This window comes from Streptomyces sp. NPDC048600, assembly GCF_055587025.1.
In genome coordinates this window covers 364,722-384,147 of record NZ_JBVJGZ010000005.1, presented here as the reverse complement: position 1 = coordinate 384,147, position 19,426 = coordinate 364,722, and the positions used below count along the sequence as shown (strand labels likewise).

The following is a 19,426-nucleotide window of genomic DNA, read 5'->3' as shown; positions in this document are numbered from 1 at the left end:
TCTCCCGCACCCCGGTCCGCCCTCTCAGTCGAGTCTCGTGCAGCGCAGGAAGATCTGCTCCTCCGGAGGGACGTCGGAGCTCTCCGGCGCGTAGGTGTACGAGGACTCCTCCTCGATCCGGAAGCCCGCGGACTCGACGACCTCGCGCAGGGTGTCGCGCAGATATCCGGTGACGCGGATGGTGGTGCCGAGGAAGGGGATCGCGAAGTCGTCCAGGTCGGCCTCGACCATGGAGACGACGAGGCGACCGCCCGGCCGGAGCAGGCCGTGGATCGTCTCCAGCGCGAGGGGGATCTCTGCGCGCGGCAGCATCAGCAGAGAGAAGAAGGCCGCGACGCCGTCGAAGCTGCCGAGGTCGACCGGGCCGCCGGAGCGCAGGTCGGCGATGTCCGCGCGGTGGAACAGGGCGCCGGGCACATTGCGCCGGGCCAGCTCCACCATGGCGTCCGAAAGGTCGACGCCGACGACCTCGCAGCCCGCGTCGGCGAGCTGTCGTGCGGTCGGCAGGCCGGTGCCGCAGCCGAGGTCCAGCACCCTGGCCCCGGACGGCAGCCGTCCGACCAGCCATTCGGCGGACTGGACCTGCCCCTCCTTGTGCGGGAAGGCCTCGTCGTAGCGGTCGCCGATGGCGTCGAAGGCCTCCGCCTGACCCGTTCGGTCGACCTTCAGGCCGTCGTACCCGACTCCCTCACCGGCACCGCTCACGCTGCGTCTCCCTTGGGCTAAGGCTTCGATCATCCTTGCACAGCGGACCCCGCCGCGGCGGGGTCTCGGGGGAGAAAGAACGTCAACCGCCGATGTGAACGAACACCCCGACGAGAACGGCGAGAAGCACCAGCGCCGCGGCCACCGAACGGGTCATCAGCCGCAGCCGCCGCTCGCTGCTCGCGCGCACCGACCGCGGATGCGCGAGGGTGGCCGCCGCCTCCTGCCCGACCCTCGCCCGCAGCGCCTTGCGGGCCGCCTCCGGGGTGGCGGCGAGTGCCGTACGGGCGTGCCGCAGTCTGCCGCGCACGGCGGCGGTGCTGGCCTCGGACTCGGCCGCTGCCTCGAAGACGGTGAGCCCGATACCGTCGCAGAGCACGGCGGTTCGGCGGTGTCGCGGGGGCAGTTCCAGCAGCGCGCCCAGCACCGGATCGGCCGGTGCCGGGCCGGGGCGGCCGGGGAGCCGGCGGAAGCGGTGCCAGGGCGACAGCGCGTAGTCGTAGGTCCGGGCCCGGGTCCAGCCGACGGGGTCGGGGTCCCTGGCGACCTCGGGCCAGTGCTCCCAGGCCTGCCGGAAGGCGTGCTCGACCGACTCGAAGGCCAGCCGGCGGCAGCCGGTCAGCAGATACGCCTGATGGACCAGCCCGGGGGCGGCGTAGACATAGAGCGCGTCGAACGCGGACTCGGGCGTGAGCGGCGCGGGAGCCGTCGCGGGCGCCGTCCCGGCGGTGTCGTGCAGGGCGCGCAGCAGGGTCAGACGCGTCGTGCTCCCGGAGCCGCCGCCTCGTTCCGTGGATGGGTTGGCGTACATGAGGCTCCCCTGTGTGACCGGCGTGAACGTCGGGCGGCAGCCCACGGCCCGAGCAGAACCGTCCCTGCTGCTGCACGCACGGCTACCCCAACGCGCGTTCCCGACGCGGGGTGGCGCGGGCGCGGAGTGGATCACACGGTCAGGCGAACGATCGAACCCACGTCCCCCGGCGCGCTCAGCGGGCCGGTTCCAGGGGGTGCGCGGCGTCGGCCCTGCTGAAGCGCAGTTCGGGGTCGGTGACGCTGTCGGCGCGCAGCAGCTTGATGTCGTCGCGGTAGCTCATGGAGGTCAGCCACGGCATCCGGTCGCCCTGGCGGGGCAGTTGGTCGACGACACGCTGGACGTATCCGGCGCCGAAGTCGAGGAACGGCCGGGTCGGCATCTCCGGATCGGCGGGCTCGGGGCGGCAGATGTCGAGGCCGTGGGCGTCCATGTGGGCCAGCAGACGGCAGAAGTGCTCGCAGAGCAGGCCGATCTTCAGCGTCCAGGAGGAGTTGGTGTAGCCGATCGCGTAGGCGAAGTTGGGCACGCCCGAGACCATCATGCCCTTGTAGGCGATCGTGTCGGACACCCGCACCGGGCGTCCGTCGACGGTGATCGGGATGCCGCCCAGCGCCTGTACGTTGAGCCCGGTGGCGGTCACCACGACGTCCGCCTCCAGTTCGCGGCCGGAGTCGAGCAGGACGCCCTTCTCGGTGAAGGTCCGGATCCGGTCGGTCACGATCGAGGCGCTGCCGTCCTTGAGCACCTTGAACAGGTCCCCGTCCGGCACCGCGCACAGCCGCTGGTCCCACGGGTCGTACGGCGGGTTGAAGTGCTCGTCGACGGGATAACCCTTCGGCAACTGGCGGGCGTTGACCCAGCGGATGATCCGGCGGGCGGCCTTCGGGTTGCGCCGGCAGAAGGCCCAGACGGCCCGCTGCTGGGCGATGTTCTTGCGGCGGGCCAGGGCGTAGCCGCGTTCGTCGCCGAAGGCCTTGCGCAGGGCGCCTGCAATCAGGTCCCTGCGCGGCACCGGCATGACGTAGCTCGGGGTGCGCTGGAGCATGGTCACGTGTGCCGCGGTGCCGGCCATCGCGGGGACCAGGGTGACCGCCGTGGCGCCGCTGCCGATCACCAGCACCCGCTTGCCCGTGTGGTCGAGGTCCTCGGGCCACTGCTGCGGATGCACGATCGTGCCGCCGAAGCGCTCCCGGCCCTCGAAGTGCGGGGTGAACCCCTCCTCGTAGCGGTAGTAGCCCATCGCGCAGAACAGCCAGGAGCAGGTCAGCGTCGTGCGCTCGCCGGTGCCGGCGCGCTCGACCTCGACCGTCCAGCGCGCCCGCTCGGTCGACCACGAGGCGCCGAGCACCTTGTGCCGGTAGCGGATGTGCGGGTCCAGTCCGTTCTCGCGCACGGCCTCGTGCAGATAGGACAGGATCCGCGGGGCGTCCGCGATCGACTCCTTGTCCCGCCAGGGCTTGAACTCGTAGCCGAAGGTGTGCAGATCCGAGTCGGAGCGGATGCCCGGGTAGCGGAACAGGTCCCAGGTGCCGCCGCAGTCGGCGCGCGCCTCCAGGATCGCGAAGCTCTTGCCCGGCAGTTCGGTCCGGAGATAGCGGCCGGCTCCGATGCCGGAGATCCCGGCGCCGACGATCAGGACGTCCAGATGCTCGACGGCGGGCTCGGTGGAGGCGGAGGACATGGGGCGGCTCCCGGTCGGCGGCGATCAGTTCCCCCATGGTGGAAGCCCCGCCCCCACAGGCATAGGAACAATCTGCCCCGGATTTCCTCCGGACTGGTGCACAGTGCACTGTTACCTTGAGCGCATGTCGTGGAGCACGCCCTCGCCCAGGATCCGGAGCCTGATCCGCCAGGGGGCCGAGATCGCCCTCAACCCCCGGCCGGAGTGGCTCGCCGAGCTGGACGCGGCCACCCTGGCCGGGGAGACGCGGAAGCCGATCGCCGCCGACCCCGTGCTGTCGGCCGGGATGCGGCGGGCCAACCGGGCCAATCTGCTCCAGTGGGCCGCCGCCAACGTCAGCGCCCCGGGCGCGCCCGTGCCCGCGAACGACGGGGAGCTGCCCCTCGTCACCGCCCGGGACATCGTGCGGCACGGACTCGACGAACCCGCTCTCGACGCCTTCCGCGCCGGGGAGAGCGTCGCGGTCCGGGTGTGGACGCAGATCGCGTGCTCGCTCACCGACGACGCCGAAGAACTGCGCGAGCTGCTCGACGTCTCCCTGCGTTCCATCTCCGCCTTCGTCGACGCCTCCGTCGCCGTGCTCTCCGCGCACATCCGCGCCGAGCGCGTCGAACTCGCCGGCGGTACGCACGCCGAACGCAGGCACATCGTCACCCTGCTGCTGGACGGGGCGCCCATCACACCCCAGCGGGCCGAGGCGGGACTGGGCTACCCGCTGGACACCACGCACACCGCGGCCGTCATCTGGGCCGACGACCTGGACGCGGACCTGCGCCGGCTCGACCGTGCCGCCGAGGCCCTCGCGTCCGCCGCCGGCCGGGCCCGTCTGCTCAGCGTCACGGCCAGCGCCGCCACCCGCTGGGTGTGGATCGACGCGCCCCTCGATCCCGCCGGGGTCCGGGCGGCCATCGGCCAGCTGCCCGTCGCGCGCATCGCGCTCGGCTCACCCGCCTCCGGCGTCAACGGCTTCCGCCGCAGCCATCTCGACGCCCTCACCACCCAGCGGATGCTCGCCCGGCTCGCCTCGGCCCAGCGCCTCGCCTCCCACGACGAGGTCGAGCTCGTCGCCCTGCTGTCCCAGGACCTGGAGGGCGCCGACCGCTTCGTCAGACGCACCCTCGGCGACCTGGACGGCGCGCCCGCCGACATCGTCGACGCCGTCCGGGTCTTCCTCGCCGAGCAGTGCAACGCCTCCCGGGCCGCCCTGCGGCTGTTCACCCACCGCAACACCCTGCTGCGCCGCCTCAACCGCGCCGACGAGCTCCTGCCGCGCCCGCTCGCCGAACACACCCTGGAGGTCGCCGCGGCGCTGGAGATCCGCCACTGGCGCGGCCACGACTGACCGACAGAGCGGCCCGGGTCGCCCAGCGCCGCGCGGGCCGCCGCGAGCGTCCCGGCGGGCAGTCGGGCGACGCAGTCGAGAGGGCGCAGGGTGTGTTCAAGGGCGTACGCCGAGCAGAGCCGCCCGGTCGCCGTACGCGGCGGCGAACCGGGTACGGGGCGGTCGAGGGCGTGCCTCCACCGTCTCAGCCCCGGCCGAAGAAGTCGGGCGGCTGCACCGGGCGCGGCAGCGCGGGTCCGCGCGGCGGACGGGGCACCTCGCGGCCCTGGGCCCGCCACAGCGCGACGAGTTGGGCGTAGATCGGCGTGTCCGTGTGCGCGGACCTCTCGTTCCTCTCGGTGTCCCCGGCGTCCGTCGCGCCCTCGGGGCTGCTTCCCGGCGCGGGACGCTCCTCGGGGGTGTCGGCTCCGTTCGACGTCATGCCCGGCACTCACGCCCCTCTCTCCGGGTCTCTGCGATCCTTACGACTTAACGTTTCTTCAGGCGCGTTTCGTGCGCCCTGTCCCCGTGCCGATGCGATGTCGCCCATGGCGCTCATGCCTGCCCAGCGCGGCCGGTGCGCATCCTCCGCCGTGGAGGTGAAACGGCGTACACGCGGCGCGCTCGGTGGCATACCGGTGGCATGTGCGCCCCCTCGGCGGGGTCACCGTCCGCCGCACGGTCCAGGTGCGTGCCCGCGCCGGTCCGGGTGCTGCCACTGATGGGGCCGGGAAGGCGTAGCAGGATGGCCCGGTGACCGAACCCTCGTATCTCGCCGCGATCAGGGAGTCGTACGACACCGTCGCCGCCGACTACACCGCACGCGTCAAGTCCCCCGACGAACTGGACCCCTTGTCGCGCGGCATGCTGGCCGTCTTCGCCGAGCTCGTGCGGGGCGACACCCGAGGGCCCGTCACGGACCTCGGGTGCGGTCCCGGAAAGGTGACGGCCCATCTGGCCGCCCTGGGCGTCGAGGTGTTCGGAGTCGACGTATCGCCGCGGATGATCGATCTGGCCCGAACGGCCCATCCCGGTCTGCGGTTCGACGTCGGCTCGATGACGGCGCTGGAGCTCGACGAGGGTGAACTGGGCGGCGTACTGGCCTACTACTCCACCCATCACACGCCGCCGGACGAACTTCCCCTGGCCTTCGCGGAGTTCCGGCGTGTCCTGGCCCCCGGAGGGCACCTGCTGCTCTCCGGCCACGCGGGCGGCGGTGAGACCCTGCGCCCGGAACGGGCCTACGGCGGTCGTCCGGTGTCGTACACGTCCTATCTGCTGCCCGCGGACACGATCGCCGGGCTGCTGGAGCGGGCGGGGTTCGAGGTCACGGCACGTCTGGTGCAGCCGGCCGGTGAATCCGGCAGGCGGCAGTTCGCCACTTTCCTCGCCGTCGGGCGGGGTTGACGCGGTGGAGGCGTGGCCGGGCGGGCGGCCACGCCTCCGTGGTGCGGTCAGGCGCCCACGTAGTCCGCGAGGTGCTCACCGGTGAGGGTGGAGCGGGCCGCGACCAGGTCGGCGGGCGTGCCCTCGAAGACGATCCGGCCGCCGTCGTGACCGGCGCCGGGGCCGAGGTCGATGATCCAGTCCGCGTGGGCCATGACCGCGGGGTGGTGCTCGATCACGACGACCGACTTGCCCGAGTCGACCAACCGGTCGAGCAGTCCGAGCAGTTGGGCGACATCGGCCAGATGCAGGCCGGTGGTCGGCTCGTCCAGGACGTAGATCCCGCCCTTCTCGGCCATGTGCGTGGCGAGCTTCAGCCGCTGCCGTTCACCGCCGGACAGCGTGGTCAGCGGCTGGCCGAGGGTGAGGTAGCCGAGGCCGACGTCGGCGAGCCGCTGGAGGATCTTGTGGGCGGCGGGGATGCGGGCCTCGCCGGAGCCGAAGAACTCCTCGGCCTCGGCCACCGGCATCCCGAGCACCTCGCTGATGTCGCGGCCGCCGAGGTGGTACTCCAGGACCGAGGCGTCGTAGCGCCTGCCCTCGCAGTCCTCGCAGACGGTGGACACCTCCGCCATCATCGCGAGGTCGGTGTAGATGACCCCGGCGCCGTTACAAGTGGGGCAGGCACCCTCGGAGTTGGCGCTGAACAGCGCGGGCTTGACGCCGTTGGCCTTGGCGAAGGCCTTGCGGATCGGCTCCAGCAGCCCGGTGTACGTGGCCGGGTTGCTGCGCCGGGAGCCGCGGATCGCGCCCTGGTCGACGAAGACCACGCCCTCCTCGCCGGGGATCGAGCCGTGCACCAGGGAGCTCTTGCCGGAGCCCGCGACGCCCGTGACGACGGTCAGGACGCCCAGCGGGATGTCCACGTCCACGTCCTGGAGGTTGTGCTCGCTCGCCCCTCGGATCTCCAGCGCGCCGCCGGGCTCGCGCACGGCGTCCTTCACCGTGGCCCGGTCGTCGAGGTGGCGGCCGGTGACCGTCTCGCCGGAGCGCAGGCCCTCCACCGTGCCCTCGAAGCAGACGGTGCCGCCCCCCGTGCCGGCGCCGGGGCCGAGGTCGACGACATGGTCGGCGATGGCGATGGTCTGCGGCTTGTGCTCGACGACGAGGACGGTGTTGCCCTTGTCGCGCAGGCGCAGCAGCAGGTCGTTCATCCGCCGGATGTCGTGCGGGTGCAGGCCGGTGGTGGGCTCGTCGAAGACGTAGGTGACGTCGGTGAGGGAGGAGCCGAGATGGCGGATCATCTTCACGCGCTGCGCCTCGCCGCCCGAGAGGGTGCCGGCCGGCCGGTCCAGGGAGAGATAGCCGAGGCCGATCTCGGCGAAGGACTCCAGCGTGTGCCGCAGCGACTGGAGCAGCGGGGCCACAGAGGACTCCTTGAGGGTGCCGACCCATTCCGCGAGGTCGCTGATCTGCATCGCGCAGGCGTCGGCGATGCTGATGCCCTTGATCTTCGAGGCGCGGGCGCCCTCGGCGAGCCGGGTGCCGTCGCACTCGGGGCAGGTCGTGAAGGTCGTCGCCCGCTCGACGAAGGCCCGGATGTGCGGCTGGAGGGCGTCGAGGTCCTTCGACAGCATCGACTTCTGGATCCTCGGGATCAGCCCCTCGTAGGTGAGGTTGATGCCGTCGACCTTGATCTTGGTGGGCTCCTTGTGGAGCAGGTCGTGCAGTTCCTTCTTGGTGAACCTGCGGATCGGCTTGTCCGGGTCGAAGAAGCCGCAGCCGCGGAAGATCCGGCCGTACCAGCCGTCCATGGTGTAGCCGGGGATGGTGAGGGCGCCCTCGTTGAGCGACTTGGAGTCGTCGTAGAGCTGGGTGAGGTCGATGTCCGAGACGGTGCCGCGGCCCTCGCAGCGCGGGCACATGCCGCCGGTGCGGCTGTACGTGGCCTTCACGGCCTTCTTGTCGCCGACGGCGATCGCGCCGCTGCCGCGGACCGAGGGCACGTTGAAGGCGTAGGCGCTGGGCGGGCCGATGTGGGGGGCGCCGAGGCGGCTGAAGAGGATGCGCAGCATCGCGTTGGCGTCGGTGGCGGTGCCGACGGTGGAGCGGGGGTCGGCGCCCATCCGCTTCTGGTCGACGATGATCGCGGTGGTCAGGCCGTCCAGGACGTCGACCTCGGGGCGCGCGAGCGAGGGCATGAAGCCCTGTACGAACGCGCTGTACGTCTCGTTGATCAGCCGCTGCGACTCGGCGGCGATGGTGTCGAACACCAGGGAGCTCTTGCCGGAGCCGGACACACCGGTGAACACGGTCAGGCGGCGCTTGGGGATCTCGACGCTGACGTCCTTGAGGTTGTTCTCGCGGGCGCCGATGACCCGGATCAGCTCGTGGCTGTCCGCGAGGTGGGCCGTCGTCCGGCCGTCCGGCTGCGTGTCCGTCTTCCTGGCCCTGCTCATCATGTCTCCATCTGTCGCGCGGGGCGCCGGGGGCGGCGGGCCGACCGGCGGCCGTCGGGCACATTAGCCCATAGCCGGGCATACCGCGCGCTGCGCGCAGGGGTGCGCCCGCGGGCGTACGAGTGCCACCACCCTAGACACCGGCGGGTGCGGGCGCTTCTCCATTCCTGACCGGGAGGGCGTTCCCTGGATGCCGCCGGATTCCTGACCGGGAGGGCGTTCCCGGGACGCCGCCGGGCGGCGACGCGGCCCCAGCAGGTCGGGCGCCCCCCGAGCGCTAGGAGCTGCCGTCCGGCCTCAGCGGAGTGCCGTCCATGGCGGTGTCCGTGAGCGTGGTGCGGACCTCGGTGATCACCTCGGCGCGGCTGACCGCGACACAGGTCAGGGCGTTCATCAGGAACCCGCTGCGATGCCTGCCGCGCACCATCCCGGTGCCGACGAGACGCGACACGCCCTCGTGCAGCCAGTCGTACAGCCCTTGGACGTCCTCCTCCCGCCAGCCCAGGAGGTCGGCCGCCCGGATGCCGAGGGCCAGTTTCTCGGCGAGGTAGTCCGGGTCGAGGGCGCTGCGGAACTCGATCCTCAGCTGCTCGAAGCGGTGGCCCGCGCCGAACTCCCAGTGTCCCGTGAGCGCTTCGACGCCCCGCGCGACGGGCCGGGCCTCCAGCAGCCACTCGTACCGCTCCAGATGGGGCGCGCGGCGCTCCAGCCAGTCGGCGAGATCCCACGGCGCGATCTCGTAGGGGAACGGTGTCTCGGTGAACGGCGGCCATTCGACCTCGGGGCAGTCCCAACGCTGCTGCCAGGCACGGACCTTGTCCCGGTTCGTGATGAACTTCGCCCGCAGCTCGTCCGCTTCGCGCCGCCGTCCCTGCCCACGTAAGAACATGCGCCACCACCTCTCCCCTACCTAGGGTGTGCCCATGTCACTCAGCCGCATCATCCTGTCGTCCGGCCGTCTCGTCGAGCTCTGCGCACTGAGCATGTCCTCGACGTACGGCGGGATGCTGGAGGGCTACCCCTGCAAGCCGGTCAACATGATGAGGACGAAGAACCTGCTGTACCGGGCGGGGCAGGAGTACCCCGGCACGCCGGCGCATCTGGTCCCGCCCGCCGTGGAGCGTCCGGACCCGACCCCGAGGGCGTTCGGCCCGGTCGAGGTGCTGCCGGCCGTGGCCTGCCTGGGGCTGTTCCGGTCCGCCGTGATCTCCCCGGAGCACGACCCCGTCCTGTACCGTTCCGCGCTCGTCGTCGCCTGGTTCCAGCCGGCCCCGACGGTGCCCTCGGACGAGGACGCCGACGACGCGCTGCGCGCGCTCGACTGGGAGACGCTCGCGGAGGACCACGAGCTGTAGACCGCGGCGAGCGGGCGGGCCGACGGCGGAGTGCCGCGCCCGCGGCCGTGCGGATATCCGCGTGCGGTGCCGCGCGGCGCTCTGCCAGCATGACCGGATGGATCACGGTCTCGCCCAGGTCGTCGTACGGCACACCCACCGCGTCCCCGTCCCGCCGTCGAGCGGGTCCGGACGTCAAGGCGAGGTCGCCGCACGCCAGTTGGACGCCGCGCTGATGACCGTCGGGTTCAAGCTCTCCGCCGAACTGCTGCAGTTGCTGGCGGGACTGCCCGAGGAGACGGTGGCCGAGACGGGGCGGTCCACGCTGCGGGCGGTCGCCGCGTTGGTGGGCGACCACGTCCGGCACAATGTGTACTTCCGCGACTTCCCCGCCAACGTGCCGGACACGTTCGACTTCTGGATGTCCTGCGTGGTCGACGCCCTCGCCGACCCCGCCGCCCGGGCGGGCACCCTGGACCAGCTGAGCGAGGGCGTGGTGAACCTGCTCACGCTCCCGGCGTACGGCTCCTACCGGCACGCCTACGAGGAGATGCTCGCGGCGCACGGTGAACTGATCCCCGCCGCGGGCGACCGCGTCACGGTGCTGCACGCGGGCGGCCCGCTGGAGGACGAAGCCGACGCGCTCTACCTGGCGTTGGCGGGCAGTACGACCCCGCTCGGCGAGGACCGGCTGGCGGATCTGCGGGTTCTCGCCGGGGTCTGCGCCGACGGCCCGCAGCCCGAGTCGATACCTGTCCGGGAGAGCCGTGCCGTGGTCAACCGGGCCCGGCTGGAGGCGGGTCGCCCGCTGCTGCTGGACACCGTCACCGATGTGCTGCGGCTGGCCTGCGCGATGTCGGAGGGCGATGTGACGCTGCGCGAGCCGACCCGGTTCAAGGCCCTGTCGCGGCCGGTGCGGCGCGCCCTGCTGGCCGGGCTGGACGCGGTGGTCGAGGCGTCCCCGGCCAAGCTCACGGACGTACCGGCGTACCGCGAGCCGTGGAAGCGCCTCGGCGAGCGGCTGCATCCGCACGAATACCCGCGGTGGCCGCACGCGGCGGCCGTGTTCGAGGTCGCGCGCGGCGAGCGCCGGGTCCGCTCCCTCGACAGCCACGTCGAGGAACTGCTCGAGCGGGGCCGGGTGGCCGAGGCGGCGGAGCTGCTGGCGGCGGCGCCCGGCCGGCTGTACCGCGCGCTCGACCGGCTGCTGCGCTCGGCGCCCGACCAGGAGCAGCGGGACGGCGTGGTCGCGGCGGCGCTGCGTACGGCCGGGCAGGTGTCCGGCCGGGTCGTGCTCTCCGTGCGCGAGCATCTGCACAACAGGGACGCGAAGTCCGGCCGACGCCGGGTGTTCGTCAACCGTGCCGGTGGCGGCTGGGTCGCGGACGACACCCGCGCGCCCGTGCCGGACCGTGAGCGGGAGGCGCTGATCGCCGCGCTGGACGCGGAGACCGCCCGCAGGCTGCCCGACCCCGGTCATCTGCTGGTCGACCCCGAGATGCTGGACGTCGCGCTGCCGCTCAGCGGCCGTGCGGCCCCGTCGGGGCTCGGGGTGCTGCCGCGCGGGTCGCTGTCGCGGGTCGAGGGCGAGCTGCTGCGGTTCTTCGTGTACTGGAAGGAGCGGGGCCGCACCACCGACTACGACCTGTCGGCGGTCATGCTCGACGACGCGTTCGACACCATGACGTGGCTCTCGTGGACCTCGCTCACGGAGGTGGAGGGCGAGCACTCCGGAGACATCACCGAAGCTCCGTACGGGGCCTCGGAGTTCATCAACCTGCGGCTGGGCGCGGTGCGCGGCACCTACCTCGTGCCGGAGGTCGACATCTACGCGGGCGAGGGCTTCGACGAGGTCGCGGAGTCCTTCTTCGGCTTCATGCTGCGCGAGGCCGAGCAGCAGGGCCGCCCCTTCGAACCGCGCACCGTACGGCTGAAGTCGGACCTGCGCGGGCCGGGCCGGGTCGCGCTGCCGCTCGCCTTCGTCCGGGACGCGGACGGCTGGCACGCCAAGTGGCTGCACGTGTACCTCAAGGGCGATCCGGCGCGGAACACCGTCGAGGGCAACCGGCTCACCGTGGGGGCGCTGCTGCGGGCCGCGCTGGAGCACGAGAGCCTGACGATCCGTCATCTCGTGGATCTGCTGACGGACCGGGCCGACTCCGTGACGCTGTGGGACGGCACGACCCTGCCCGAGGGCCCGGTCACCTTCCTCGGCCTGACGCGCCCCGAGGGCCTGCACCCGGACTCCCGCGTCCTGACCCCCGAAAACCTGCGCGACGCGATCCCGGCGTGACTGCTAGCGTGAGCCCCGGCGAGGCCATGAGGGGGCTTCCTTCTCAAACACCCGAATTGAATCGAGCTGAGTCCTCTCGCTTTCCTCACCGCACCACGTGACGCGCGGGGTGGCCGTACCGGCCCACCCCGCGCGCGTGCGTTCCCGGCGGCGCGGACCGTCGCCGTGACAGCCCACGTGGCTCCGGATGGCGCTCGTGGCGGGGGCCGGGGCGCGGCAGTACTGTTCACGGCGTGAAACTGACCATTCTGGGCGGCGGAGGCTTCCGTGTACCGCTCGTCCACGGCGCCCTCCTCGACGACCGCGCCGAGGGCCGGGTCACCCACGTCACCCTGTACGACCTCGACGCCGGACGGCTGTCCGCCATCGCCCGGGTGCTGGCCGAGCAGTCCGCCGCGTACCCGGACGCGCCCGAGGTGTCCGTCACCACGGACCTCGACGAGGCACTGGTGGGATCCGACTTCGTGTTCTCCGCGATCCGGGTCGGCGGTCTGGAGGGCCGCGCAGCGGACGAGCGCGTGGCTCTCGCGCAGGGCGTGCTCGGGCAGGAGACGGTCGGCGCGGGCGGTATCGCGTACGGCCTGCGCACCCTGCCGGTGGTGGACCACATCGCCCAGCGGGTGGCGGCGCTCGCTCCGGACGCCTGGTTCATCAACTTCACCAACCCGGCCGGCCTGGTCACCGAGGCCATGGCCCGGCGCCTGGGGGACCGTGTCATCGGCATCTGCGACTCCCCTGTGGGCCTCGGCCGCCGGGTGGCCCGCGCGCTGGGGGCGCCCCGCCCCGAGGAGGCCGTGCCCGACTACGTCGGCCTCAACCATCTCGGCTGGCTGCGCGGGCTGCGCATCGGCGGCCGCGACGAACTCCCCCGTCTCCTCGCCGACCGCGAACTGCTCGGCAGCTTCGAGGAGGGCAAGCTGTTCGGCCCGGAGTGGATCCAGTCGCTCGGCGCGGTGCCCAACGAGTATCTGCACTACTACTACTTCAACCGCGAGACGGTACGCGCCTACCAGGAGGCCGACCTGACGCGCGGCGCGTTCCTGCGCGACCAGCAGGCCCGGTTCTACGACCGGATGCGCGACCCGGCCGCCCCCGCGCTGCGGACCTGGGACGCGACCCGGGCCGAGCGCGAGGCGACGTACATGTCGGAGAACCGCGAGGCGGCGGGCGCCGGGGAACGCGACGACGCCTCGCTCACGGAGTCCGGCGGCTACGAGAAGGTCGCCCTCGCGCTGATGCGGGCCATCGCCCGTGACGAGCGCACCACGCTGATCCTCAACGTGCGCAACCGCGGGACCCTGTCCGTGCTGGACGCGGACGCGGTCATCGAGGTGCCGTGTCTGGTCGACGCGGGCGGCGCCCACCCGGTGGCCGTGTCACCGCTGCCCGCCCATGCGACGGGCCTGGTGTGCTCGGTGAAGGCGGTGGAGCGCGAGGCCATGGCGGCCGCCGCGTCCGGCTCGCGCGCCGCCGCGGTGAAGGCCTTCGCCCTGCACCCGCTGGTCGACTCGGTCGGCGTCGCGCGACGGCTGGTCGACGAGTACCGGGCCGTGCATCCGGGGCTGGCGTATCTCACCTGAATCGGTCGCGACGCGGTTGATCCGGGTCTCACCTGACGCGGTCGCGGCGCGGTTGATCCGGGGGTTGGGGCGCTTCCTCGGGGACCGTTTCGCGTGGTCACGGCCTTGCGCCGACGGGGCGGCTCGTAGGCTGGTGGCGTGTCCGCCTCCACTCCGCTGCGCCGGGTCGCCGTCCTCGTCCTCGAAGGGGCCAAGCCGCTCGACGTGGGCATCCCGGCGCAGGTGTTCACGACCCGGGCGAGCATGCCGTACGAGGTGCGGGTGTGCGGTGCCGCGCCCGGTCTGGTGACGGGCGGCGACGGGCTGTCGTACCACGTGGCGCACGGGCTGGAGGCGCTGGAGTGGGCGGACATCGTGTTCGTGCCGGGCTACCGGTTCCCGGACCGTGAGGATCCGCCCCGGACCGTGGTCGACGCGCTGATCGGCGCCCATGAACGGGGAGCACGGCTCGCCGCGATCTCGACCGGCGCCTTCGCGCTGGCCGCGACGGGGCTGCTGGACGGACGGCGGGCCACCACGCACTGGCACTACAGCCGCGCCCTCGCGGAGCGACACCCGCTGATCCGGGTCGACGAGAACGTGCTGTTCGTCGACGAGGGCAGCGTGCTGACCTCGGCCGGAGCCGCCTCCGGCATCGACCTGTGCCTGCACATCCTGCGCGGCGACCTCGGGGTGGGCGCGTCGAACCACGCGGCACGCCGGCTGGTCGCGGCGCCGTACCGCAGCGGCGGGCAGGCGCAGTACGTACCGCGCACGGTGCCCGAGCCGCTCGGCGAGCGCTTCGCGGCCACCCGGGAGTGGGCACTGCACCGGCTGGACGAGCCGCTCACCCTGGAGACGCTGGCCCGGCACGCGGCGGTCTCGGCGCGCACGTTCTCCCGCCGGTTCGTCGAGGACACCGGCTACACGCCGATGCAGTGGGTGATGCGTGCGCGCATCGACCGGGCCCGTGAGCTGCTGGAACGCTCGGAGCGGGGCATCGAGCAGATCGCCAACGAGGTCGGCCTCGGCACCGGGGCGAATCTGCGGCTGCACTTCCAGCGGATCCTGGGGACGACGCCCAGCGAGTACCGGCGCACGTTCACGCGGGGCGAGTGAGGCCGGATCTTCGCGGCGCCCGACGGGGAGCGGCCCCGGCGTCCCCGGGGACTGGCCGTCTGGCGTTGTCCCCAGGTCCCGGCCGTCTCGGCCGTGGCCTGATCCTCGCGTCCCGGCCCTGGCGCGATCCTTGCGAACCGTGGCGCTCTCGCCCCGGTCACCGGCCCTCGCCGCGAGCGAGGCTGGGGGCGCAGGGACGAGGGACGAAGGGACACCCCACCAATGACTCGCATCGCCATCAACGGATTCGGCCGCATCGGGCGCAACGTGCTGCGCGCTGTCCTGGAGCGCGACAGCGCCCTGGAGATCGTCGCCGTGAACGACCTGACCGAGCCCGCCACCCTGGCGCGGCTGCTCGCGTTCGACACGACCGCGGGCCGCCTGGGCCGCCCGGTCACCGTCGAGGGCGACACCCTCGTGGTGGACGGCCGCCGCATCAAGGTGCTGGCCGAGCGCGACCCGGCGCAGCTGCCCTGGGCCGAGCTGGGCGTGGACATCGTGCTGGAGGCCACGGGCCGCTTCACCGCCGCCAAGGCGGCGCGCGTGCACCTGGACGCGGGCGCGAAGAAGGTACTGGTGGGCGCTCCCTCGGACGGTGCCGACGTCACCCTGGCGTACGGCGTCAACACGGACGCGTACGACCCGGACCTGCACACCGTCGTCTCGAACGCCTCCTGCACGACCAACGCGCTGGCCCCGCTGGCCGCCGTGCTCGACGAACTGGCCGGCATCGAGCACGGTTTCATGACGACGGTGCACGCCTACACCCAGGAGCAGAACCTCCAGGACGGTCCGCACCGCGACCCGCGCCGGGCCCGTGCCGCCGGAGTCAACATCGTCCCGACCACGACGGGTGCCGCGAAGGCGATCGGTCTGGTGCTGCCGCGTCTGGACGGCAAGCTGTCCGGCGACTCGATCCGGGTGCCGGTCCCGGTGGGTTCGATCGTCGAGCTCAACACGACCGTCTCCCGTGACGTGACCCGCGACGAGGTGCTGGCCGCCTACCGCGCCGCCGCCGAGGGTCCGCTCGCCGGAGTCCTCGAGTACTCGGAGGACCCGCTGGTGTCCGCCGACATCACCGGCAACCCCGCCTCCTCGATCTTCGACTCCGAGCTCACCCGGGTCGAGGGCCGCCACATCAAGGTCGTCGCCTGGTACGACAACGAGTGGGGTTTCTCCAACCGTGTGATCGACACGCTGGAGCTGCTCGCCGGTCGCTGACCTCTCGATCGCCGAACTCCCCGTACCGGGCCCCTGGTTGCCCGGTGCGGGGAGTTCCGCTTTACGGCCGCGACTTTCCCGGCCGGGCCTTTCGACTTCGGGTCCGCGAACGCCTCGCACGGCACGCCTCGGGAATTCCGCCACACACGTCACGCGCGGGGTCCGGAATGCAACTCCGGCGATTGCCACCGGCATGACACGTATGACGTTTCGATTCGGCCACTCGCACGGCGAGACTCTTGCCGAACGGGCGGATCTCGAACGCGACTTCCTTTTGCGAACAGAAGCGCGATCGCGGGTGTGATGGGGTGTGCGATCGCATGCGCGCCGGAGAGCCCTACCGCACGCGCGTCGAGTGCGCGGCTCTCCGCCCGATGGACCGGACCGACTTCCACGCCTGAAGCGATCGACCGGTGAACAGTTCGCCGGGTACGAACCGAGCCCCCGCCTCGCACACCCCCAGCACCCTCCCGCCGGCCACCCTGCCGCGCCCCGCGGGGCAGGGGAGGGCGGAGTCCCAGCCACCCGGACGCCACCCGGACCCCATCCCGGACCCGCCGGCGCACCGTCCGGCGGCCGTCGGTGAGCCGACTCCACGGCGACAGCCGGGCCAACACCGGATGAACCGGACCCGTTGTCACGCCCGTCCGCCGTCCGTCACGTTAAGACCGTGCGAACTCTTGGGCCAGGAGCGGAAGTTGCCCCGCATCCCCGCCGACACCGCATCCGACGCATTTCTCCAGGATGCGACTGGCCCAACTCCCGTCCGGACGCCGAGACTTCGGGCCTGGTTCGCCCGTATTCGCCCCGAGCGACACAGAAGCGGCTTTACCGGCGGATCAAGCCGATCCACCAACCATTAACACATATTGACGGATCGTCATAACTCCCGGTGGTGATAGGATCACCGCGCACTTGCGGAGTGCGGACAGATAGGCGCACCGCTGGTTCACCCCCGCATTGACGGAGATTCAACTATCTGACCGTCAGTCGCTTGAAGAGAGTCTTATGACGTACATACAGAACCCACTGGTGTGGGGTCTCCTCGTCGCCACCCTCGTCGCAGTCGCCGCCTTTGTTCGCCAACGCAGAACGGCGCGGTCCCTGAGACAGGACGGTGACCGGCTCAGGGCTCACTACGCCGAGCTGGAGAACGACTACGCGAAGTCTGTCCAGGCAGCTCAGGAGCAAGCCGAAGAAGCGACGAAGACGGTTCTCAAGTCCGCCATGCGGACGCTTCAGGGTCTCGCCGCGGAACAGCAGCTCGTCGTCTCCGGACTGCAGAGCAAATACGGCGAGTCGGCGATTCTCCACGACCTCCTGGAAATCGACCACACCAATTCCCAGTTCGGCCGGCGCGCTCAGTCCATTGCCGTGCTGTGCGACGGCTGGCTCGGCCGTCAGCGTGAAGTCGCCTCGGTTTACGACGTGGTGCGCAGCGCTCAGGGGCGAGTCCGCCATTACCGGCGGGTGGAAATTCTCTCGCAGGTCGATTTCGCGCTCACGAGCCGTGCCGTGGAACCCGTCGCACTGGCCCTCGCGGAACTTCTCGACAACGCCACGAGCTATTCCAGCCCGGACACCATCGTCGAAATCAATATCCGCACCGTGCCCAAGGGCATCTGCATCGTCGTCGACGACGCGGGTGTCGGCATGAACGACGAGGAGCGGGCCAGGGCGACCAAGCTGCTGTCCACCGAGCGGGTCTCCGGCGTCTCGGGGCTGGGCAACCCGCCCCAGTTCGGATTCGCGGTGGTCGGTGTGCTCGCCGAGCGCTTCGGGTTCGAGGTGGCGGTCGACTCCAGCTCCCCCTACGGCGGCGTACGAGCCGTCCTCCTCCTCCCGCACGAGTTGCTGACGAGCATGCCGGAACAGCGCACCCCCGCGCCCAGCGCCCCGACCACCGCCGGGCTGACCCGCGGCGGCCCCGAGACAGCGGCTTCCGTCGCCTCGACGTCCGACGGTCTGCCGAAGCGGCGCCGCAAGCGGCCGATGGCCATCGTGCCGGGCAGCACCCCGGCGGCCGGCGGCCCGGCCCGCTCCGAGGCGGAGACGGCGGCGATCATGGGCGCGTTCCAGCGCGGTACGCAGTCCGGTCGCGCCACACCCACGGACCCGGCGGCCTCCGCGGATGAGACGAACCGCACCTCTGGTGCCGGCACTGAAGGACATGAGGTCTCGTGAACGACGATCTGGCATGGATGCTCGACAGCGCGCTGGAGATCCCCGGGGCCCTGCACGCGGTCCTGATCTCCGCCGACGGTCTGCTGATGGCCCGGACGAAGGACTTCGACAAGGACAACGCGGACCGGGTCGCCGCCGCGATGAGCGGTGTGCAGTCGCTGAGCCGCTCGCTGGGCTTCTTCTGCGAGGGTGACCACCAGCAGTGGCGTCAGACGCTGGTCGAGTTCGACGGCGGCTGGGTGTTCCTGATATCCGCCGGCCAGGGCGCCTACCTAGGTGTCTCCGCCGCGCCCGATGTCGACATGGCCGACATCACCTTCCGTATGCAGCAGTTGGTCGGTCAGCTGGGCAAGGCCCTGATGACGCCGCCCCGCGAGAACCTCGGCGCCTCGTCATGACCGCCGCCGACGAGTGGGAGACGGAGTCCGCCGAACTGGTACGGCCGTATGTGATCACCCGGGGCCGCGGTTTACCCGATGAGGGGCAGTTGTCGCTCATCACCCTGGTCACGGCGGCCGAGGACCATCACCAGCGGCCGACCCGTCTGTCCCCCGAGGAGCAGAACCTCCTGGAGATCTGCTCCGCCGGCTACCTCTCGGTGGCCGAGGTCGCGGGACACACACGGCTCCCGCTGGGAGTCGTGAAGATCGTCCTTTCCTCGCTCGTCGAAGGCGGCTATCTCATCACCCGCCCGCCGGTGGAGCGGGCGCCGGTCGCCGACCTGCGCATCCTGGAGGAGGTGCTGCATGGGCTCCGGGCCAAGTTTGGATGAACGGGCCTATGTCCGCGCCGGAGAGCAGCAGACGGCCGTCAAGATCCTGGTCGTCGGGCACTTCGCCGTGGGCAAGACCACGTTCATCGGGTCGATCTCGGAGATCGTCCCGCTGACCACCGAGGAGACGATGACCCGGGCCGCCGAGTCCATCGACGACCTCAAGGGTGTCAACGGCAAGACCACCACCACGGTCGCCATGGACTTCGGCCGTCTCACCATCAGCGACCGGGTGGTGCTGTACCTGTTCGGCACACCCGGCCAGCAGCGCTTCGTGCAGATGTGGGAGGACATGGCCCGCGGCGCGCTCGGGGCGCTGATCCTGGTGGACCCCGAGCGGCTGGCGGACTCCTTCCCGGTGATCGACCTGATCGAGCAGTACGGCCTCGACTACGCGATCGCCGTGAACCGGTTCGACCACACCAGCCGGCGGGAGGAGCACGCCCTGCGCGAGGCGCTCGACCTGCTCGACGACACCCCCGTCGTCTCCTGCGACGCGCGCGACGAGCAGTCGTCGGCCCAAGCACTCATCACCCTGGTCCGCTATCTGCTGGACCGCGCCTCCTAGGAGCCAGAAC

The 19,426-nt window shown here is 71.7% G+C and carries 17 protein-coding genes; 11 read left to right on the top strand and 6 right to left on the bottom strand.

Annotated elements, in window-relative coordinates; translation table 11 throughout:
• Positions 1 to 24: 24 nt before the first annotated feature.
• From ACZ6SQ_RS09780 to ACZ6SQ_RS09770, 3 genes are all read right to left on the bottom strand, one after another.
• A complete protein-coding gene (locus tag ACZ6SQ_RS09780; RefSeq protein WP_469558662.1) occupies positions 25 to 705 on the bottom strand; it encodes a class I SAM-dependent DNA methyltransferase in 681 nt (226 codons plus the stop codon).
• Between the two features lie 82 nt (positions 706 to 787).
• Complete coding sequence (locus ACZ6SQ_RS09775) at positions 788 to 1,516, bottom strand: RNA polymerase sigma factor (RefSeq protein ID WP_469558659.1); 729 nt, start codon at positions 1,514 to 1,516, stop codon at positions 788 to 790.
• 175 nt (positions 1,517 to 1,691) lie between these two features.
• Positions 1,692 to 3,200: a flavin-containing monooxygenase gene (locus tag ACZ6SQ_RS09770; protein WP_469558656.1), complete on the bottom strand. Its 1,509-nt coding sequence runs from the start codon at positions 3,198 to 3,200 to the stop codon at positions 1,692 to 1,694.
• A gap of 124 nt (positions 3,201 to 3,324) precedes the next feature.
• On the opposite strand from ACZ6SQ_RS09770, the gene ACZ6SQ_RS09765 reads away from it, so the two are divergent.
• A complete protein-coding gene (locus ACZ6SQ_RS09765; protein ID WP_469558654.1) occupies positions 3,325 to 4,542 on the top strand; it encodes a PucR family transcriptional regulator in 1,218 nt (405 codons plus the stop codon).
• A 184-nt stretch (positions 4,543 to 4,726) separates the two neighbouring features.
• On the opposite strand, the gene ACZ6SQ_RS09760 is transcribed toward ACZ6SQ_RS09765, so the two are convergent.
• Complete coding sequence (locus ACZ6SQ_RS09760) at positions 4,727 to 4,963, bottom strand: hypothetical protein (RefSeq protein ID WP_469558651.1); 237 nt, start codon at positions 4,961 to 4,963, stop codon at positions 4,727 to 4,729.
• A gap of 311 nt (positions 4,964 to 5,274) precedes the next feature.
• Between ACZ6SQ_RS09760 and ACZ6SQ_RS09755 the strand changes: the two genes are divergently transcribed.
• Positions 5,275 to 5,928 carry a class I SAM-dependent methyltransferase gene (locus ACZ6SQ_RS09755; protein ID WP_469558649.1) on the top strand — a complete coding sequence of 218 codons (654 nt, stop codon included), beginning with the start codon at positions 5,275 to 5,277 and terminating at the stop codon, positions 5,926 to 5,928.
• A 47-nt stretch (positions 5,929 to 5,975) separates the two neighbouring features.
• Here ACZ6SQ_RS09755 and ACZ6SQ_RS09750 read toward each other — a convergent pair whose 3' ends face one another.
• Complete coding sequence (locus ACZ6SQ_RS09750) at positions 5,976 to 8,366, bottom strand: ATP-binding cassette domain-containing protein (RefSeq protein ID WP_469558646.1); 2,391 nt, start codon at positions 8,364 to 8,366, stop codon at positions 5,976 to 5,978.
• A gap of 277 nt (positions 8,367 to 8,643) precedes the next feature.
• The gene (locus ACZ6SQ_RS09745; protein WP_469558644.1) at positions 8,644 to 9,255 is read right to left on the bottom strand and encodes a hypothetical protein; all 612 of its coding nucleotides are present in this window, start codon (positions 9,253 to 9,255) and stop codon (positions 8,644 to 8,646) included.
• Positions 9,256 to 9,289: 34 nt separating this feature from the next.
• On the opposite strand from ACZ6SQ_RS09745, the gene ACZ6SQ_RS09740 reads away from it, so the two are divergent.
• From ACZ6SQ_RS09740 to ACZ6SQ_RS09700, 9 genes are all read left to right on the top strand, one after another.
• Positions 9,290 to 9,721: a hypothetical protein gene (locus ACZ6SQ_RS09740; RefSeq protein ID WP_469558641.1), complete on the top strand. Its 432-nt coding sequence runs from the start codon at positions 9,290 to 9,292 to the stop codon at positions 9,719 to 9,721.
• A 97-nt stretch (positions 9,722 to 9,818) separates the two neighbouring features.
• Positions 9,819 to 11,993 carry a hypothetical protein gene (locus ACZ6SQ_RS09735; RefSeq protein WP_469558640.1) on the top strand — a complete coding sequence of 725 codons (2,175 nt, stop codon included), beginning with the start codon at positions 9,819 to 9,821 and terminating at the stop codon, positions 11,991 to 11,993.
• A gap of 233 nt (positions 11,994 to 12,226) precedes the next feature.
• Positions 12,227 to 13,573, top strand: coding sequence for a 6-phospho-beta-glucosidase (locus ACZ6SQ_RS09730; protein ID WP_469558637.1), 1,347 nt, complete (start codon positions 12,227 to 12,229; stop codon positions 13,571 to 13,573).
• Positions 13,574 to 13,711: 138 nt separating this feature from the next.
• Positions 13,712 to 14,671 carry a GlxA family transcriptional regulator gene (locus ACZ6SQ_RS09725; RefSeq protein WP_469558634.1) on the top strand — a complete coding sequence of 320 codons (960 nt, stop codon included), beginning with the start codon at positions 13,712 to 13,714 and terminating at the stop codon, positions 14,669 to 14,671.
• Between the two features lie 222 nt (positions 14,672 to 14,893).
• Positions 14,894 to 15,892 (top strand): type I glyceraldehyde-3-phosphate dehydrogenase, encoded by a 999-nt coding sequence (gene gap / locus ACZ6SQ_RS09720; RefSeq protein WP_386383875.1) that lies wholly within the window; start codon positions 14,894 to 14,896, stop codon positions 15,890 to 15,892.
• Between the two features lie 1,008 nt (positions 15,893 to 16,900).
• Positions 16,901 to 18,076 carry a sensor histidine kinase gene (locus ACZ6SQ_RS09715; protein ID WP_469558631.1) on the top strand — a complete coding sequence of 392 codons (1,176 nt, stop codon included), beginning with the start codon at positions 16,901 to 16,903 and terminating at the stop codon, positions 18,074 to 18,076.
• Positions 18,073 to 18,474, top strand: coding sequence for a roadblock/LC7 domain-containing protein (locus tag ACZ6SQ_RS09710; protein WP_386383871.1), 402 nt, complete (start codon positions 18,073 to 18,075; stop codon positions 18,472 to 18,474). Before ACZ6SQ_RS09715 ends, ACZ6SQ_RS09710 begins: the two co-directional genes overlap by 4 nt.
• On the top strand, positions 18,471 to 18,848 hold the full coding sequence (locus ACZ6SQ_RS09705; protein WP_386383870.1) for a DUF742 domain-containing protein: 378 nt from the start codon (positions 18,471 to 18,473) through the stop codon (positions 18,846 to 18,848). The genes ACZ6SQ_RS09710 and ACZ6SQ_RS09705 overlap by 4 nt, the downstream gene beginning before the upstream one ends.
• Entirely contained in the window at positions 18,823 to 19,416 is a 594-nt protein-coding gene (locus ACZ6SQ_RS09700) for a GTP-binding protein (protein ID WP_469558626.1), read from the top strand. The genes ACZ6SQ_RS09705 and ACZ6SQ_RS09700 overlap by 26 nt, the downstream gene beginning before the upstream one ends.
• The last annotated feature ends 10 nt before the right edge of the window (positions 19,417 to 19,426 follow it).

What these genes read in the sequence shown, in the direction of transcription:
- ACZ6SQ_RS09775 (WP_469558659.1), bottom strand. Translation starts at nt 1,516, where the DNA reads ATGTACGCCAACCCATCCACGGAACGAGGCGGCGGCTCCGGGAGCACG.
- ACZ6SQ_RS09770 (WP_469558656.1), bottom strand. Translation starts at nt 3,200, where the DNA reads ATGTCCTCCGCCTCCACCGAGCCCGCCGTCGAGCATCTGGACGTCCTG.
- ACZ6SQ_RS09765 (WP_469558654.1), top strand. Translation starts at nt 3,325, where the DNA reads ATGTCGTGGAGCACGCCCTCGCCCAGGATCCGGAGCCTGATCCGCCAG.
- ACZ6SQ_RS09760 (WP_469558651.1), bottom strand. Translation starts at nt 4,963, where the DNA reads ATGACGTCGAACGGAGCCGACACCCCCGAGGAGCGTCCCGCGCCGGGA.
- ACZ6SQ_RS09750 (WP_469558646.1), bottom strand. Translation starts at nt 8,366, where the DNA reads ATGAGCAGGGCCAGGAAGACGGACACGCAGCCGGACGGCCGGACGACG.
- ACZ6SQ_RS09745 (WP_469558644.1), bottom strand. Translation starts at nt 9,255, where the DNA reads ATGTTCTTACGTGGGCAGGGACGGCGGCGCGAAGCGGACGAGCTGCGG.
- ACZ6SQ_RS09740 (WP_469558641.1), top strand. Translation starts at nt 9,290, where the DNA reads ATGTCACTCAGCCGCATCATCCTGTCGTCCGGCCGTCTCGTCGAGCTC.
- ACZ6SQ_RS09735 (WP_469558640.1), top strand. Translation starts at nt 9,819, where the DNA reads ATGGATCACGGTCTCGCCCAGGTCGTCGTACGGCACACCCACCGCGTC.
- gap (WP_386383875.1), top strand. Translation starts at nt 14,894, where the DNA reads ATGACTCGCATCGCCATCAACGGATTCGGCCGCATCGGGCGCAACGTG.
- ACZ6SQ_RS09715 (WP_469558631.1), top strand. Translation starts at nt 16,901, where the DNA reads ATGACGTACATACAGAACCCACTGGTGTGGGGTCTCCTCGTCGCCACC.
- ACZ6SQ_RS09705 (WP_386383870.1), top strand. Translation starts at nt 18,471, where the DNA reads ATGACCGCCGCCGACGAGTGGGAGACGGAGTCCGCCGAACTGGTACGG.
- ACZ6SQ_RS09700 (WP_469558626.1), top strand. Translation starts at nt 18,823, where the DNA reads ATGGGCTCCGGGCCAAGTTTGGATGAACGGGCCTATGTCCGCGCCGGA.